The 13621-nt window shown below is 72.6% G+C and carries 12 protein-coding genes and 3 tRNA genes; 8 read left to right on the plus strand and 7 right to left on the minus strand.

Translation table 11 applies throughout. The features are described from left to right. Nucleotides 1–227 precede the first annotated feature (227 nt). Nucleotides 228–1631, minus strand: a complete 1404-nt coding sequence (locus tag JQT67_RS12000) for a M23 family metallopeptidase (RefSeq protein WP_208064942.1) — start codon at nucleotides 1629–1631, stop codon at nucleotides 228–230. Nucleotides 1632–1854: 223 nt separating this feature from the next. On the opposite strand from JQT67_RS12000, the gene JQT67_RS12005 reads away from it, so the two are divergent. The 4 genes from JQT67_RS12005 to JQT67_RS12020 all read left to right on the plus strand — a co-directional run bounded on the left by JQT67_RS12005 (nucleotide 1855) and on the right by JQT67_RS12020 (nucleotide 2725). After that, nucleotides 1855–1927: transfer RNA gene (locus JQT67_RS12005), tRNA-Glu, on the plus strand. Between the two features lie 41 nt (nucleotides 1928–1968). Next, a tRNA-Asp gene (locus tag JQT67_RS12010) sits at nucleotides 1969–2046 on the plus strand. 74 nt (nucleotides 2047–2120) lie between these two features. Beyond that, nucleotides 2121–2193: transfer RNA gene (locus JQT67_RS12015), tRNA-Phe, on the plus strand. A gap of 115 nt (nucleotides 2194–2308) precedes the next feature. Further along, entirely contained in the window at nucleotides 2309–2725 is a 417-nt protein-coding gene (locus JQT67_RS12020) for a hypothetical protein (RefSeq protein WP_208064944.1), read from the plus strand. 300 nt (nucleotides 2726–3025) lie between these two features. Here JQT67_RS12020 and JQT67_RS12025 read toward each other — a convergent pair whose 3' ends face one another. Both JQT67_RS12025 and JQT67_RS12030 read right to left on the minus strand, forming a co-directional pair. Then, entirely contained in the window at nucleotides 3026–5350 is a 2325-nt protein-coding gene (locus tag JQT67_RS12025) for a cell wall-binding repeat-containing protein (RefSeq protein ID WP_208064946.1), read from the minus strand. A 212-nt stretch (nucleotides 5351–5562) separates the two neighbouring features. Next, a complete protein-coding gene (locus tag JQT67_RS12030; protein WP_208064948.1) occupies nucleotides 5563–6240 on the minus strand; it encodes an NADPH-dependent F420 reductase in 678 nt (225 codons plus the stop codon). Nucleotides 6241–6334: 94 nt separating this feature from the next. On the opposite strand from JQT67_RS12030, the gene JQT67_RS12035 reads away from it, so the two are divergent. The 4 genes from JQT67_RS12035 to JQT67_RS12050 all read left to right on the plus strand — a co-directional run bounded on the left by JQT67_RS12035 (nucleotide 6335) and on the right by JQT67_RS12050 (nucleotide 8883). After that, a complete protein-coding gene (locus JQT67_RS12035; RefSeq protein ID WP_208064950.1) occupies nucleotides 6335–6805 on the plus strand; it encodes a hypothetical protein in 471 nt (156 codons plus the stop codon). Nucleotides 6806–6882: 77 nt separating this feature from the next. Further along, nucleotides 6883–7269, plus strand: a complete 387-nt coding sequence (locus tag JQT67_RS12040; protein WP_208064952.1) for a YciI family protein — start codon at nucleotides 6883–6885, stop codon at nucleotides 7267–7269. Nucleotide 7270: 1 nt separating this feature from the next. Next, nucleotides 7271–7657: a YciI family protein gene (locus tag JQT67_RS12045; RefSeq protein WP_243755995.1), complete on the plus strand. Its 387-nt coding sequence runs from the start codon at nucleotides 7271–7273 to the stop codon at nucleotides 7655–7657. Beyond that, nucleotides 7654–8883, plus strand: coding sequence for an RNA polymerase sigma factor (locus JQT67_RS12050; protein ID WP_208064954.1), 1230 nt, complete (start codon nucleotides 7654–7656; stop codon nucleotides 8881–8883). The genes JQT67_RS12045 and JQT67_RS12050 overlap by 4 nt, the downstream gene beginning before the upstream one ends. Before the next feature lie 12 nt (nucleotides 8884–8895). Here the strand turns inward: JQT67_RS12050 and JQT67_RS12055 are convergent, their stop codons facing one another. From JQT67_RS12055 to JQT67_RS12070, 4 genes are all read right to left on the minus strand, one after another. Next, on the minus strand, nucleotides 8896–9339 hold the full coding sequence (locus JQT67_RS12055) for a pyridoxamine 5'-phosphate oxidase family protein (RefSeq protein ID WP_208064956.1): 444 nt from the start codon (nucleotides 9337–9339) through the stop codon (nucleotides 8896–8898). A 50-nt stretch (nucleotides 9340–9389) separates the two neighbouring features. Further along, a complete protein-coding gene (locus JQT67_RS12060; protein ID WP_208064958.1) occupies nucleotides 9390–10028 on the minus strand; it encodes a 1-acyl-sn-glycerol-3-phosphate acyltransferase in 639 nt (212 codons plus the stop codon). After that, nucleotides 10025–11119 carry an acyl-CoA desaturase gene (locus JQT67_RS12065; RefSeq protein WP_208064960.1) on the minus strand — a complete coding sequence of 365 codons (1095 nt, stop codon included), beginning with the start codon at nucleotides 11117–11119 and terminating at the stop codon, nucleotides 10025–10027. Before JQT67_RS12065 ends, JQT67_RS12060 begins: the two co-directional genes overlap by 4 nt. 212 nt (nucleotides 11120–11331) lie before the next feature. Continuing rightward, a complete protein-coding gene (locus JQT67_RS12070; RefSeq protein ID WP_208064962.1) occupies nucleotides 11332–13530 on the minus strand; it encodes an acyl-CoA dehydrogenase in 2199 nt (732 codons plus the stop codon). Nucleotides 13531–13621 lie beyond the last annotated feature (91 nt).

Consider the following 13621-nt stretch of genomic DNA (forward strand, 5'->3'; position numbering starts at 1 on the left):
CCGGTCACTGCGTGGCGCCTCGGATGGGAGCGTTCATGTGGCAGCCGGTGCTCATCCTGCGCGCTCGCGCCGACCGCGCACGTCTGGGAGGCGCGGCACGCACTTGCGGGGAGCCCCACTCACCCTCGGGACGCACCACTCACCCGCCGGAGACGCCACTCAGGCGCGGCAGGCGCCACTCGAGCGCAGGGGCGCGCAGCGGCACTCGGCGACGCTCGACGTGCGGGTCAGCGGAGGTAGACGCCTCGCGCGTTGAGGAACGGCTCCGGGTTGACGAGCGAGCCGTTGACACGCACCTGGAAGTGCAAGTGGCAGCCGGTCGAGTGGCCGGTGTTGCCCTCGTAGCCGACGACCTGGCCGCGGCTCACGCGCGCCCCGTAGCCGACGCTCGCGGGCTGCGACATGTGGGCGTACTCGGTCTGGATGCCGCCGCCGTGGTTGATGTAGAGGATGTTCGCGCCGTAGATGTCGCGGCCGCGGAAGACGACCGTGCCCGCGGCAGGGGCGAAGATCGGCGTGCCGCAACCGGCTGCGATGTCGATGCCGGCGTGCAGCTTGCGGCCGAGCTTGCCGACCGGGTCGTTGCGCCAGCCGTAGGCGGAGGTGAAGCGGCCGTAGTGCGGCGTCTGCCAGCCGCTGCTCGCCGGCGGCGCGACGGGCACGGTGCCCCCGCCGCCAGAGCCGCCACCGGAGCCGCCCGAGCCCGCGGCGGCGCGGGCCGCCTCCTCGGCGAGGCGCCGGGCCTCGGCCTCGGCGGCAGCGCGGGCTGCCGCCGCGCGGCGCTCCTCCTCGATGCGGCGGAGGCGCTCCTGCTCGGCCAGCCAGGCGCGGTGGCGCTGGCCCGCCTGGTAGTCGGCCTCGGTCGCGGCGCGGTTCTGCTCGAGCACCGCGAGCTGCGCCTCGAGCTGCGCCCGGTGCTCCTGCTCGCGGGCGACGGCCGCCTCGGCGGCGACGGCGGCGTCGGCCGCAGCGGCGAAGGCGGCGTCGGCCGCCTCCTTGAGCTCCTGCAGCGCATCGCGTGCGACGACCGCTTGCGCCTGGAGCGCGGATGCGGTGTTCGCGTCCTGCTGCGCCTGCTCGTAGAGCGAGTCGGCGGTGCCCGCGACGCGGTCCATGAGGTCGAGCCGGTAGAGCCACGTGTCGGCGGAGCCGGGGTTGGCGAAGAGCTCGGCGCTCATGTCGCCCGTGCCGCCCGTGCGGGCGAGCTGCGCGGCGAGCTGGCCGGCAGCGAGCTCCGACTCGTCGGCGCGGGCGAACGCCTCATCGGCCTGCTGCTGGAGGCGCTCCGCGACCGCGACGGCCTCGTCGTAGACCCGCTGCGCCTCGATCGCCTCGGCGGCCTTCTGGTCGGCGAACGCGCGAGCGCTCGCGAGCTCGCTCTCGAGCTGCCCGATGAGCGCTCGGATGTCGGCGATCTGCTGGTTCTTCGCGGCCTCGTCGCCGCGCGCCTGCTCGACCTCGGCCCAGGTCGGGAACCCGTACTCGTCGACGGCCTCGGCCGACGGCGCGCCGGGGACGACGAATCCGACCACGAGTGCCGCGACCGCGATCGTCGTCGCGGCCGCTCGGCGGACGCCGCGCGAATGGGCGCGGGTCCGTGCGCCTCGGGCCGACTCGTCGGGCTCGTGCATCTCGCTCCTGCCGCAGCGCAGGGCTGCTGAAGACCTCATCGTGCTCCCCGACTGAGCGTGAGCCACGACACAACGGGTGCAACCCTAGCAACTATCATGTTCGACCTGAAGGTTGAGAATCGACGGATGCGGTGAGGCGTGTCGCGCTCGGAGCGGGGCCGGTTTGCACGAGGCCGCCCGGTCGGGTAACGTATCCCCTCGGTAGTCATGTGCTCCGGCGCATGGCCCCATCGTTTAGCGGCCTAGGACACCGCCCTTTCACGGCGGCAGCACGGGTTCGAATCCCGTTGGGGTCACTCACTCGCGGATTCATCTGTACGATGGGGACTACCGGAATGGCCCTGTAGCGCAGTTTGGTTAGCGCGCCGCCCTGTCACGGCGGAGGTCGCGGGTTCAAGTCCCGTCAGGGTCGCCATTGCCCTGGCCCTCTCGAGAGAGAGGGCCTTGTGCAAGGGCGGGCGAGAGCCCGCCTCGGCTCCTCGAGAGCCTGGCTCTGTAGCTCAGTTGGTAGAGCGTTCGACTGAAAATCGAAAGGTCACCGGATCGATGCCGGTCGGAGCCACCGTCAAGACCCCCGGCGAGCCGGGGGTCTTCTCGTCTCTGCGGGTCGCCTCGCGCCGCGCGCGAGCGCGATGATCCCCCTCCTCTCGAGCGCGACCGCTCGCTAGGCTCCTCGCGTGCGGATCCGTCCGACCGATCTCGTGGACGTCCTCGTGTACCTGGTGGTGCTCGGCGTGTTCATCCAGCTGTTCCCGGCCGTGATCTCGGAGACGTTCCTGCTCGCGCTCCTGACCGCGGTGCTGCTCAAGGCGGTGCTCGAGATCGTGCAGCTCGCGAAGCGGAGCGCCATCGCCCGCATCAAGGGCTCCGACCGAACGGCGGCGAAGGTCGTGAGCGTCGCCACGCTGCTGGTGCTGCTGCCGGGCAGCAAGCTCGTCGTGCTCGAGCTCGTCGACCTCGCGTTCGGCGACGCGGTGCGCCTCGGCGGCTTCCTCGACGTGACGATCCTCATCGTCGTGCTCATGCTCGCGCGAGCCGGCGTGCGCCGCGCCTTCCGCGGCCGAGCAGCGGCGACCGAGACGCGCGACGCCTAGTCGCCGATGAGCGCCCGGAGCGTCGCCGCGTCCTCGTTCGCGCCGAACGCCGGGAAGCCCGGCCGCAGCGGCAGTCCGCAGCGAGCGAGTCGAGCACGCCCGGGTCGAAGCCGAAGTCGTCGACGAGCTGCGCGACGAGCCGGCCGTAGTCGGCGCTCTCGTCGGGCGCGCAGCATCGGTGAACTCGTCGCTGAGGCCGTGGCTCTCTCATCTCCCATCAGCATCTCCACCATCGCCCTGACCCCTTCAGCGAGTCCTTGAGCAAGGGTGGGCGAGAGCCCGCCTCAGCTTCTCCCCAAGTCAGGCCCGCGACTTGCGATAGCCGGCAGCGATCGCGGCGGCCTCGGTGCGGAAGCACTCCTCCGGGTTGGTGGACGCGTAGTAGCGACCTGACGGCATGTGATAGATCATCGAATCCGCGTTGCCCTTGATGGGGGCCCACGACGGGCAGTTCCACGTGCCGCTGATCGGCCTCGTCCGGTTCGGGTACGTGACGGCCGCCGTCGCTCCCGAGGTCGCGGTCGCGGTCGTGTAGCCCGGCTGCGTGCCGGTGACGCGGACGCTGATGCGCTGGCCGATCTCGCTGGCGCGCAGCGTGAACGTGCCGCCGGTCGCTCCGGAGATGGCCGCCCCGTTGGCCAGCCACTGGTAGCGCAGGCTCGAGCCGCTCGTCCATGCGCCGGCATTGGCCGTGAGAGTGGTGCCCACGGTGGGGGCGCCCGAGGTCGTCGGGATGCCGGCCACCGTGCTTCTCGGGGAGACCACGGCGGTCGCACGCGAAGTCACGGCGACGGTCGAGTACCCCGCTTGCCTGCCCGTGACGCGGACACTGATCGACCTGCCGACGTCGCTCGCGCGAATCGTGAAGGTCGTGCCGGCTGCCCCCGCGATGACCGCGCCGTTCGCCAGCCACTGGTACTCGAGCGTCGTGCCATCCGTCCAGCTGCCGGGATCGACCGCGAGCGTGCTCCCGAACACCGCGCTCCCGCTGATCGTCGGCGTGCCGGCGACGGTGCAGCCCGTGTTCGCGGCGACGGCGTCGCTGAGCGACGCCGTCCCACCGAGGAAGACTCGGTGCGCTGCACCGAAGCTGTCCGCGGCGTCGCGCACCGTGCCCGGCAGGCACTCCGCCTTCGTCACGAACAGCGGTGCGCCGATGCGGCCCGCGAGGGCCGCGCCGGAGAGCGCGTCGGCGAACTTGAGGCCGTTCGCGAACATCGCGGTGGTCCCGACCGTGAAGAACGCTGCGTTGATGTTCGCTGCGACCTCGTACCGGTCGGCGCCGCCGAACCGCGAGACGCGGAACCCGAGGCTTCGCAGCTGCGCCTCGATCGCGGGCGAGACGGAGTTGGGGCCGCCGGCGATGTGCAGCTGCGAGACCTGAAGCCGCCGCAGCAGGGCGATCGTCTCGGAGGGCACGCTGGCGCTGCGGCCGTCCACCAGCAGCACCGGTGCGTCCAGACTGCCTGCGACCCCGGATGCGGCGAGCGCGTCCGGGAAGGTTCGACCTGTCGCGAGCATCGCCACGTCGGCGGTCTCGAACGCCTCGTCGGTGATCGTACGGCTCGCCTCGTAGCGGTCCGCACCGCCCGCCCTCACCACCTCGGGCGCAAGCGCCGCGAGCCGGTCGACTACGGCCGGTGAGATCGAGGCGGTGCCGCCGACGACGACGATCGCGGCGGGCTCGAGACGAGCGATCTCCGCGGCGACGCCCTCGTGGAGGGTCGTCGACCCGGTGAGGAGAAGCGGTCCTCCGATGTACGCCGCCGCGGCAGAGGCTGACAGCGCGTCCGGGAAGTCGGTGCCCTTCGCGACGTAGACGACGGGGACGCCGGGTGCGTAGCGCTGTGAGATGCCGATCGCCACCTCGTAGCGATCCGCGCCACCGAGGCGGGTGCTCGCCTCGGTGAACGGGGCGATCACGGTCTGGGTCGGGTTCGGGTCGGCGGGCGGCTCCGTCGGCGCGGCCGCGGTCGGCGGCAGCGTCACCGGCTCCGCGCCGCAGTCACCCGAGAGGGTGCGAGCGATCGCCTCGTGCTCCGCGCGGTCCACCGCGAGCGACCAGCGGTACTTCATGAGTGCCCAACCGGTGACGTACTCGCACGCGTAGGCGGTGTTCGCCGGCAACCACTCCGCCGGATCCTTGTCCGCCTTCGACTGGTTCGATGAACCGGAGACCGCGACCAGCGCGTAGGGCACCGCGAGGTCGTTGGCGAACGCACGACGGGCCTCGTCGGTCCACTCCGACGCGCCGGAGCGCCATGCCTCGGCGAGGGCGACGACGTGGTCGATCTGGAGATCTGCGATGTCCGCGAAGGTCTGCCCGTCATACGCGGACAACCAGGAGCCGCCCCGGAGGCTGCACCCGGCGTCCACCGACACCGGCGTGGTGGATTCCTCGATCAGCACCTCGTAGCGGGTGTTGCAGCCATTGCCGTCGGCATCGATCCAGTGTTCGAAGCGATCTCTGTCGTATGCCGGAGCGACCGTCTCGGCAGCGACCGAGAGCAGGTCGGGCAGCTCGGAGGCGACCGCCGTCGCCGCGGTTGCGGGAGCGACGGGCACAATGGTGGACAGGACGGTGGCCAGCGCAGCGATGAGGCCGGCGCGCGCGCGATGACGCATGGGCGTGACTCCCTAGGACCGCCGGTGCGGGCGCTGGGAACGTCGGCACTGGCTGAGCGTGGACCGCAGGGTGCAGCGGAGACCGACCCTGGCGTGCGTCCCACTGTAGGTGCCGACCAGCGATGGCCGTGGCCAGGAGCCGACGGAAGCCTCAAGGACAGCGCTGCTCCACCTCAGGAGTGACCGAAGTCGCGGGACGGGGCGCGGGTGCGTCAGTCGCCGATGAGCGCCCGGAGCGTCGGCGCGTCCTCGTTCGCGCCGAACGCCGGGAAGCCCGGCTGCAGCCGCAGTCCGGCAGCGAGCGAGTCGAGCACGACCGGGTCGAAGCCGAAGTCGTCGACGAGCTGCGCGACGAGCCGCACGTCGTCGGGGCTGTCCCCCGCGACGGCGATCGCGCGTCGCTGCGGGCTCCCCGGCGAGCGCGGCCAATCGGCGAGGTCGTGGTAGCCCATGTGGTTGAACGCCTTCACGACGCGCGACTCGCGCAGGAACTCCTGCACGATCGTGCTCGTCGGCCGCTCGGGGTCGGTGAACTCGTCGCGGATGCCGTCGGTCTCCCACCAGTAGTTCATGGCGTCGACGACGACCTTGCCGCGCAGCTCCTCGACCGGCAGCCGGTCGTACTGGCCGAGCGGCAGCGCGAGGATCACGAGGTCGGCCCGGGCCGCAGCCTCGGCGGCGAGCATCGGCTCGGCGCCCGGCGCCATGTACTCGGCGATGAGCCGGATGCGCTGCGGCGAGCCCGAGGCGGCGATGAGCGTGCGGTGCCCGGCCGCGAGCGACAGTCGCGCGAGCACGGTGCCGATCTTCCCGGCGCCGAGGATGCCGATCGTGAGCGTCTCGCGGGGTCGCTCGGCGTCGGCGATGCTCGATGCGACCGTGTGCGCCATGCGGATGCTCTCCTCGTCGTGCGGATCCGTCGTGCTCCGGACCCGAGTGTGGCAACGCGGCCTGTGGGTTCCCCATTCCGCGTAGGGTGCCGACATGCGATTCCGCTGGCAGGACGGCGCGGTCACGCTCGACGGCTCGCCGATCGGGCATCCCGGCGACGGGTTCTGGAGCGCGTCGATGTCGCTCGACCTCGGTGGGGAGCGCTGGACCTATCGGACGGAGCCCGATTGGCTCGTCGGCACGAGCGGCGACGCGCGAGTCCGGATGGAGCGCGGTCGGTTCCTCGCCTCCGGCTGGGGCTTCGACGGTCCGAGCGGCACCGGCGAGCTCCAGCGCACGACCAACGCGCTGCTCGGCAGGCTGCACTTCGACGTGCACCACGCCGGCGAGCGGATCGGCGAGATCGCGCCCGAGGGCCCGTGGCTGTACCGACCCGCGCTCACCCTCGAGCGCCCGCTGCACCACGCGGAGGCCGTCATGCTGCTGTGGGCGGCGTCGCGCATCGACGCCCGCCGACCGCTGCGCACCATCCGCTCGATGTCCGGCATCTCCGGCGGATCGTGATCGCCCTGTCGCGTCCGGCGCTTCCCGTTCGTAGACAAGGTGACGCGGTCGACGGGGCCGCTCGAGAGGAGACAGCAATGGTGCAGTACTTGATCGCCTTCAACGACGAATGGGTTCCGGCCCACACCGCCGAGGAGCTGCGCGCGAAGAGCGCGGCCTCGGGTGCGGTGATCGAGCAGATGCGGGAGGCGGGCGTCTACGTGTTCGGGGACGGCGGCCTCGACGCATCCACCGTCGTCTGCAGCGTCGTGAACCAGGGCGGCGAGCCCGTCTTCACCGACGGGCCCTACGTCGAGACGAAGGAGCACCCCGGCGGCTTCGCCGTGATCGACGTGCCCGACGACGAGGCCGCCCGTCACTGGGCGGGCCGGCTCGCCGTCGCGCTCGACTGGCCTCAGGAGGTGCACCGCTTCCCCTCCGGCATGGCGGAGATCGTCGAGCGGCACGCGCAGGAGCGTGACTGACATGGCGCGCTACCTGCTGTCGGTCTTCGGCCCCGCCGTGCGGGAGCCGTTCGGCGAGTACGGCTCCCGGGAGGCGATGGCGCACGCGCTCGCCGACACCGGGGCCTTCAACGAGCGCCTCGAGCGGGGCGGCCACTTCGTCTTCGCCGACGGGCTCGCCGAGGCGAGCACCGCGACGACCGTCGACGGGCGGGGCGATCGGCCCATCGTCGCCGACGGCCCCTACCTCGAGTCGAAGGAGCACCTCGGCGGCTTCTGGGTCATCGAGGCCGCCGACCTCGACGAGGCCATCGCGCTCGCGGCGGAGGGCTCGAGGGTGTGCCGGAACCCGGTCGAGGTGCGCCCCTTCAACACCGCGGAGTCCGTGCGGGCGATGCTGGACGCGTGACGGATCCGGTCGGCCTCGCGATCGCCCGCGCTCACCGCACCGAGTGGGCGCGGGTGGTCGCCGGGCTGTCCCGCCGCTTCGGCGACCTCGACCTCGCGGAGGACGCCGCCGCTGAGGCCTTCCTCGCGGCCGTCGAGCGCTGGGAGCGCGACGGCGTGCCGCCCAACCCCGGCGGATGGCTCGCCACGACCGCCCGCCGCAAGGCGATCGATCGGCTGCGGCGCGAGGCGCAGCGGCAGGGCAAGCACGAGGCGGCGCTCATGATCGTCGACGACTCCCCTCCCGAGCCCGCCGGCGCCGTCGACGACGACCGGCTGCGGCTGCTGTTCACGTGCTGCCATCCCGCGCTCGCCATGGAGGCTCGCGTCGCGCTCACGCTGCGGCTCGTCGCCGGACTGACGGTCGCCGACATCGCGCGCGCGTTCCTCGTGCCGGAGCCGACGATGGCGCAGCGGCTCACGCGCGCGAAGCGGAAGATCCGCGAGGCGCGGATCCCCTACCGCGTGCCCTCGGCGGCAGACATCGGCGAGCGCCTCCAGGGTGTGCTCACGGTCGTGTACCTCGTCTTCAACGAGGGCTACCTCGCGGGCTCCGGCGCCGAGCCGGTGCGCCGAGATCTCTCCGACGAGGCGATCCGGCTCGGCCGGCTGCTGCGCGAGCTGCGGCCGGACGACGGCGAGGTCGCGGGGCTGCTCGCCCTCATGCTGCTCGCCGAGGCGCGGCGCCCCGTCCGCGTCTCGCCCTCGGGCGAGCTGGTGACGCTCGACCGACAGGACCGCGCCGCCTGGCACCGGGACCTGCTCGATGAGGGGCACGCGCTCGTGCGTGCGCGTGCGGCGACCGGTGCGGCGCCCGGCCGCTTCCAGCTGCTCGCCGCGATCAGCGCGGTGCACACCGCGGCCCCGACCGCGCCCGAGACCGACTGGCCGCAGGTCGTCGCGCTCTACGACCGGCTCGCCGCCCTCGACCCGTCGCCGATCGTGCGGCTCAACCGAGCGGTCGCGATCGGCGAGGTCGACGGCCCGGCGGCCGCGCTCGTCGAGGTCGACCGGGTGGCGGACGAGCTCGACGGGTACCACCCCCTCCACGCGACTCGAGCCGACCTGCTGCGGCGACTGGCGCGCATCCCCGAGGCGCGCGCCGCCTACGACCGGGCGCTCGAGCTCACCGGCAACGCGGCGGAGCGCGCCTTCCTCGCCCGCCGGCGCGACGAGCTCGCCGAGTGACGGCGGCGCTCGTCAGTCGGTCGAGTCGACGAGCGGCTCGGCCGCAGGGTCGGGCTGCCGGCCGCGGTGGAAGCGGCGACCGCTCACGCGCGCGATCTCGATGCGCACGAACTCGCGCTTCACGCTCGGCACGAGCGACCGGATCGGCAGCTGCTCGGCCTCCTCGAGCTCGCGGCTCGACTCGAGCCGGCGGGCGGTGCCGTGCGCGACGACGCTCCACGCCTCGCGCTCGCCGATGTGGTCGATCTCGAAGACCACATCGTCGGCGAGCAGCACCCCGGCGAGCTTCGTGCCGGGCGCGGTGCGGAACGTCACGTCGCGGCCGTCCGCGTGGTAGTTGATCGGGAACACCTCGAGCACGTCGCCGACGCGGAACGCGATGCGCCCGAACTCGAAGGCGCGCAGCAGCTTGAGGCACTCGTCCTCGCTGATCTCGATCATCCCGGGCGCGCTCATGGCCTCATCGTGCCAAAGCCCCGGCGGCCGCGCCAGGGGTCGCCGCGCGCTCAGCGCTCCCGCTGCGCTCGCTCCTCGCGCAAGCGCGCCGCGAGGCCCGCCTCGTCGGCGAGCCGCGGCTCGGTCCGCAGCTCGGGGCGCACGCCCGCCTTGTCGGCGTAGAACGCGCGGATGCGGTCCATGTCGGCCGGGACGTCGCCCGTGAGCGAGATGGTCGGGCCGAGCCCGGCCGTGCGGGTCGTCGCATCGACGAAGCCGAGGGTGACGGGGAGGCCGGCCTCGAGGGCGATGCGGTAGAAGCCGCTCCGCCACTGCTTCGAGCGGCGCGTGCCGTCGGGGGTGACGACGATCGCGGCGCGCGGGTCGTCGCGCACGAGCGCGACGACGCGGTCGACGAGTCCCGCCGGGTCGTCGCGGTCGACCGGGATCCCGCCGAGGCGGTGCATCACCCAGCCGAGCGGACCCTGGAACAGCTCCCGCTTGCCGAGCCAGCGCACCGGCAGCCGCGCATCCCACGCGATCCCGAGCATGAGCACGAAGTCGCGGTTGGAGGTGTGCGGAGCGCCGATGAGCAGCCGTGCGCCCTCGACGCGGGGCCGCTCGCGCACGAGCCGCCACGGGCTGAGCGCCCAGTGCAGCCGGGCGAGCGCGTAGCGGACGGGCTGCCGCTTCGGAGCCCTCCGGGTCATCGCCTCGTCGCCAGCATCGGGCACTCGAACGGGTCGCGGGCGGCGAGGCCCACGCGGTTCAGGTAGCGGATGACGGAGGCGTAGGCGCCGACCATGTTCGTCTCGGTGTAGGTGATGCCGTGCTCGCGGCAGTGGGCGCGCACGATCTCGCTCGCCGCGCGCAGGTGCGGGCGGGCCATGTTGGGGAACAGGTGGTGCTCCACCTGGTAGTTGAGGCCGCCCATGAGCGCACTCGTGCCCCAGCCGCGGATGTTGCGCGAGGTGCGCACCTGCTTCGTGAAGAAGTCGAGCTTCGCGTCGCGGCTGACGGTCGGCATCCCCTTGTGGTTCGGCGCGAAGGACGCGCCCATGCCGATGCCGAAGACGGCGAGCTGCACGCCGAGGAAGGCGAGCGCCATGAGCGGCGGCATGACGAGCAGGAGGAACGTGATCAGCAGGGCGAAGCGGCCCGCGATGAGGCCGAGCTCGAGCCAGCGGCCGACGACCGGGCGGCGCTCGAGCAGGGTGATGATCGAGCGCACGTGCAGGTTGGCGCCCTCGAAGGTCAGCAGCGGGAAGAAGAGCCAGCCCTGGCGCTGCGTCACCCAGCGCTGGATGCCGCGCGCCTTCTTGGCGTCGCTCGGCAGGAACGAGATCGTGTCGATCTCGATGTCGGGGTCTCGGCCGATCTGGTTGGGGTTCGCGTGGTGGCGCGAGTGCTTCGTCATCCACCACTGGTGGCTGATGCCGACGACGCCCGCGGCGAGGATGCGGCCGAGCCGGTCGTTCGCGGGGCCCGACTTGAGCACCTGGCGGTGCGAGGCCTCGTGCGCGATGAACGCGATCTGGGTGAGCACGATGCCGAGTCCCGCGGCGATGAGCAGCTGGAACCACGAGTCGCCCAGCAGCACGGAGCCGACGAGCAGCCCGACGAGCGCGACGCCGAGACCGGCCATGAGCCACGCGTAGAAGCCCACGCGGCGCTCGAGCAGGCCGGCGTCGCGCACGGCCTTCGCGACGACCCGGAAGTCGGCGCGCGCTCCTCGCTCGGAGGGCGGTGTCGTGGAGCGGAGCTCGCCCTGCGAGCTCCTCACGGCGGTCATCGTGGTCATGGTGCCCCTCTCGGGCTCGTCGGCGACTTCCCAGCCGATGCGGGCCTGGCGACCTTCTCGATCGTGACCCCGGATGCTTTACAGCGTATGGCGTACGCAATTCCGTTGACCGCATGTGCCCTGTGGATCGCGTCTGCATCCGCGGCACGGACGGCGGCGGGCAGCAGCGCGGGGACCCGTCGAGCGACGGGTCCCCGCGTGAGCGGCCGTGGTCAGCGGGCGGCGAGCTCCGCGTCCTGCTCGTCGTCAGCCGCATCCGCCGACGGCGCCGACACCGAGTCGGCCGAGGGCGCCGACTGCGCCGACATGACGTCTGCCGGGGGCACGGGCGCGGCGCCCGCGGTCGCGATGGGCTGCGCTGCCGGGTCGGACGCGCGCTTCCGCTTCTCCGGCACGGGCAGCGTGCCGGCGGCCCGCAGCTGCGCGTAGTGCGCCATCGCCGCCGCCTGGCGCTCGGCCTCGGCGCCGGTCGCGATGTGCGCGCGCAGGTGCTCGTCGCCGAGGCCGAAGGCCGCGACGAGGTCGAGCGCGTGCGGGCGCAGCTTGCGCAGCAGCACCTCGATCGTCGAGGTGACGGCCTTCGAGCGCGCGCCCGAGAGGCGGCCGTTCTCGAGGTGCCACGCGGCGTGCTCCTCGATGATCGTGAGCGCGAAGAGGTCGCGCACGTGCGTCATGACCTCCTTCGTCGCCGCGGGCATCCGCTCGACCGCCGCGTCGAGCGCGTCGTACTGCTGCAGCTCGACCCACGCTCGCGCGGCCTCGATGAGCTCGTGCTGCTCGTCGTTGAACGCCGCGGCGGCGCCGGCCTGGTCCTTCGGGGCGCTCCGCAGCCGGCCCGCGATGTCGGCGACCATCTGCTCGACGCGGTCCTCGAGCAGGTCGCGCTGCACCTCGCGGTCGCGGAGCGCGAGCGACGACTTCTTCACGTTGCGGAGGTCGCGCACGTCCTGCGAGAGGGTGCGGAGGCCGACGAACGAGGTCGCGCGGTCGAAGAGCTGGTCGGCGGCGAAGCGCGCGATGTCGGCCTTCGAGGCGCCCTTGAACTGCTTCGAGAAGTCGCCGAGCAGGCGCTTGCCGACGAGCTGGAGCAGCACGGTGTTGTCGCCCTCGAAGGTGACGTAGACGTCGGTGTCGGCGCGCAGCTGCACGAGCCGGTTCTCGCCGAGGAAGCCCGCGCCGCCGCACGCCTCGCGCGCCTCCTGGAGCGTGTCGAGCATCTGCCACGTCGAGAGCGCCTTGAGGCCGGCGGCGAGGGTCTCGAGGTCCTCGCGCTCCTCGGGGGTGTCGGTGCGGCCCGAGAAGACGCCGTCGAACTTCGAGAGCAGGATCTCGTGCGCGTACGACTGCGCGTAGGCCTTCGCGAGCCGTGTGAAGAGGCGGCGCTGGTGCCGGCGGTAGTCGAGCAGCACCTCCTCCTCGGCGTTGCTCGAGGCGTTGAACTGGCGCCGCTCGGTGCCGTAGCGGATCGCGATCGCGAGCGCGGCCTTCTGCGCGACGACGGCGGCGCCGTCGAGCGAGACGCGGCCCTGCACGAGCGTGCCGAGCATCGTGAAGAAGCGCCGGCCGGGGCTCGCGATCGGGCTCGAGTAGGTGCCGTCGGGCGCGACGTCGCCGTAGCGGTTGAGCAGGTTCGTGCGCGGCACGCGCACGTTCGTGAAGTGGAGGCGGCCGTTGTCGATGCCGTTGAGCCCGCCCTTGTAGCCGTCGTCCTCGCCCCCGACGCCGGGCAGGAACGCACCCTCGTCGTCGCGCAGCGGCACGTAGAAGGCGTGCACGCCGTGGTCGACGCCCTTCGTGATGAGCTTGGCGAAGACGACCGCGTGCTTGCCGTGCAGCGCGGCGTTGCCGAGGTAGTCCTTCCACGCGCCGCGGAACGGCGTGTGGATGACGAACTCCTCGGTCGCCTCGTCGTAGGTCGCGGTCGTGCCGATCGAGGCGACGTCCGAGCCGTGGCCGGTCTCGGTCATCGCGAAGGCGCCCGGCACGTCGAGGCTGATGATGGCCGGCAGCAGCTCGTCGTGGTGGCGCCGCGTGCCGAGGTGCAGCACCGCCGCGCCGAACAGCCCGTACTGCACGCCCGACTTGATCTGCAGGCTCGGGTCGGCGAGCACGAGCTCCTCGAACCCGGCGATGTTGCCGCCGTGGTCGTCGGCGCCGCCGAAGCGCTCCGGGAACGCGGCGTGGACGGCGCCGTCGGCGACGAGCATGTGCATCTGCTCGAGCACGCGCTCGCGGTGGTCGGCCATCGTCAGGTCGTCGACGCGCTGGTAGCGCGGGTCGGCGACCTTGGCGCGCGCCGCGAGGCGGCGCTCGGCCCACGTGCCGAGCAGGTCGCGGCCGAGCCAGTCGACGTCGACCCGGCCCTGCGGGCGCGGGCTCGTCGAGCGCTGGCGGTCGGTGCGGTCGGCCATGGTTCCTCCTTCAGGACAGGACGGATGCGTCCTCACGGTAGGCACGACCGTCGAGGCCCCGCGAGGGCGTTGGCCCCGACCGCAATCGGCG

The organism is Agrococcus sp. TF02-05 (assembly GCF_017565345.1).
Classification (GTDB): Bacteria; Actinomycetota; Actinomycetes; order Actinomycetales; family Microbacteriaceae; genus Agrococcus; species Agrococcus pavilionensis.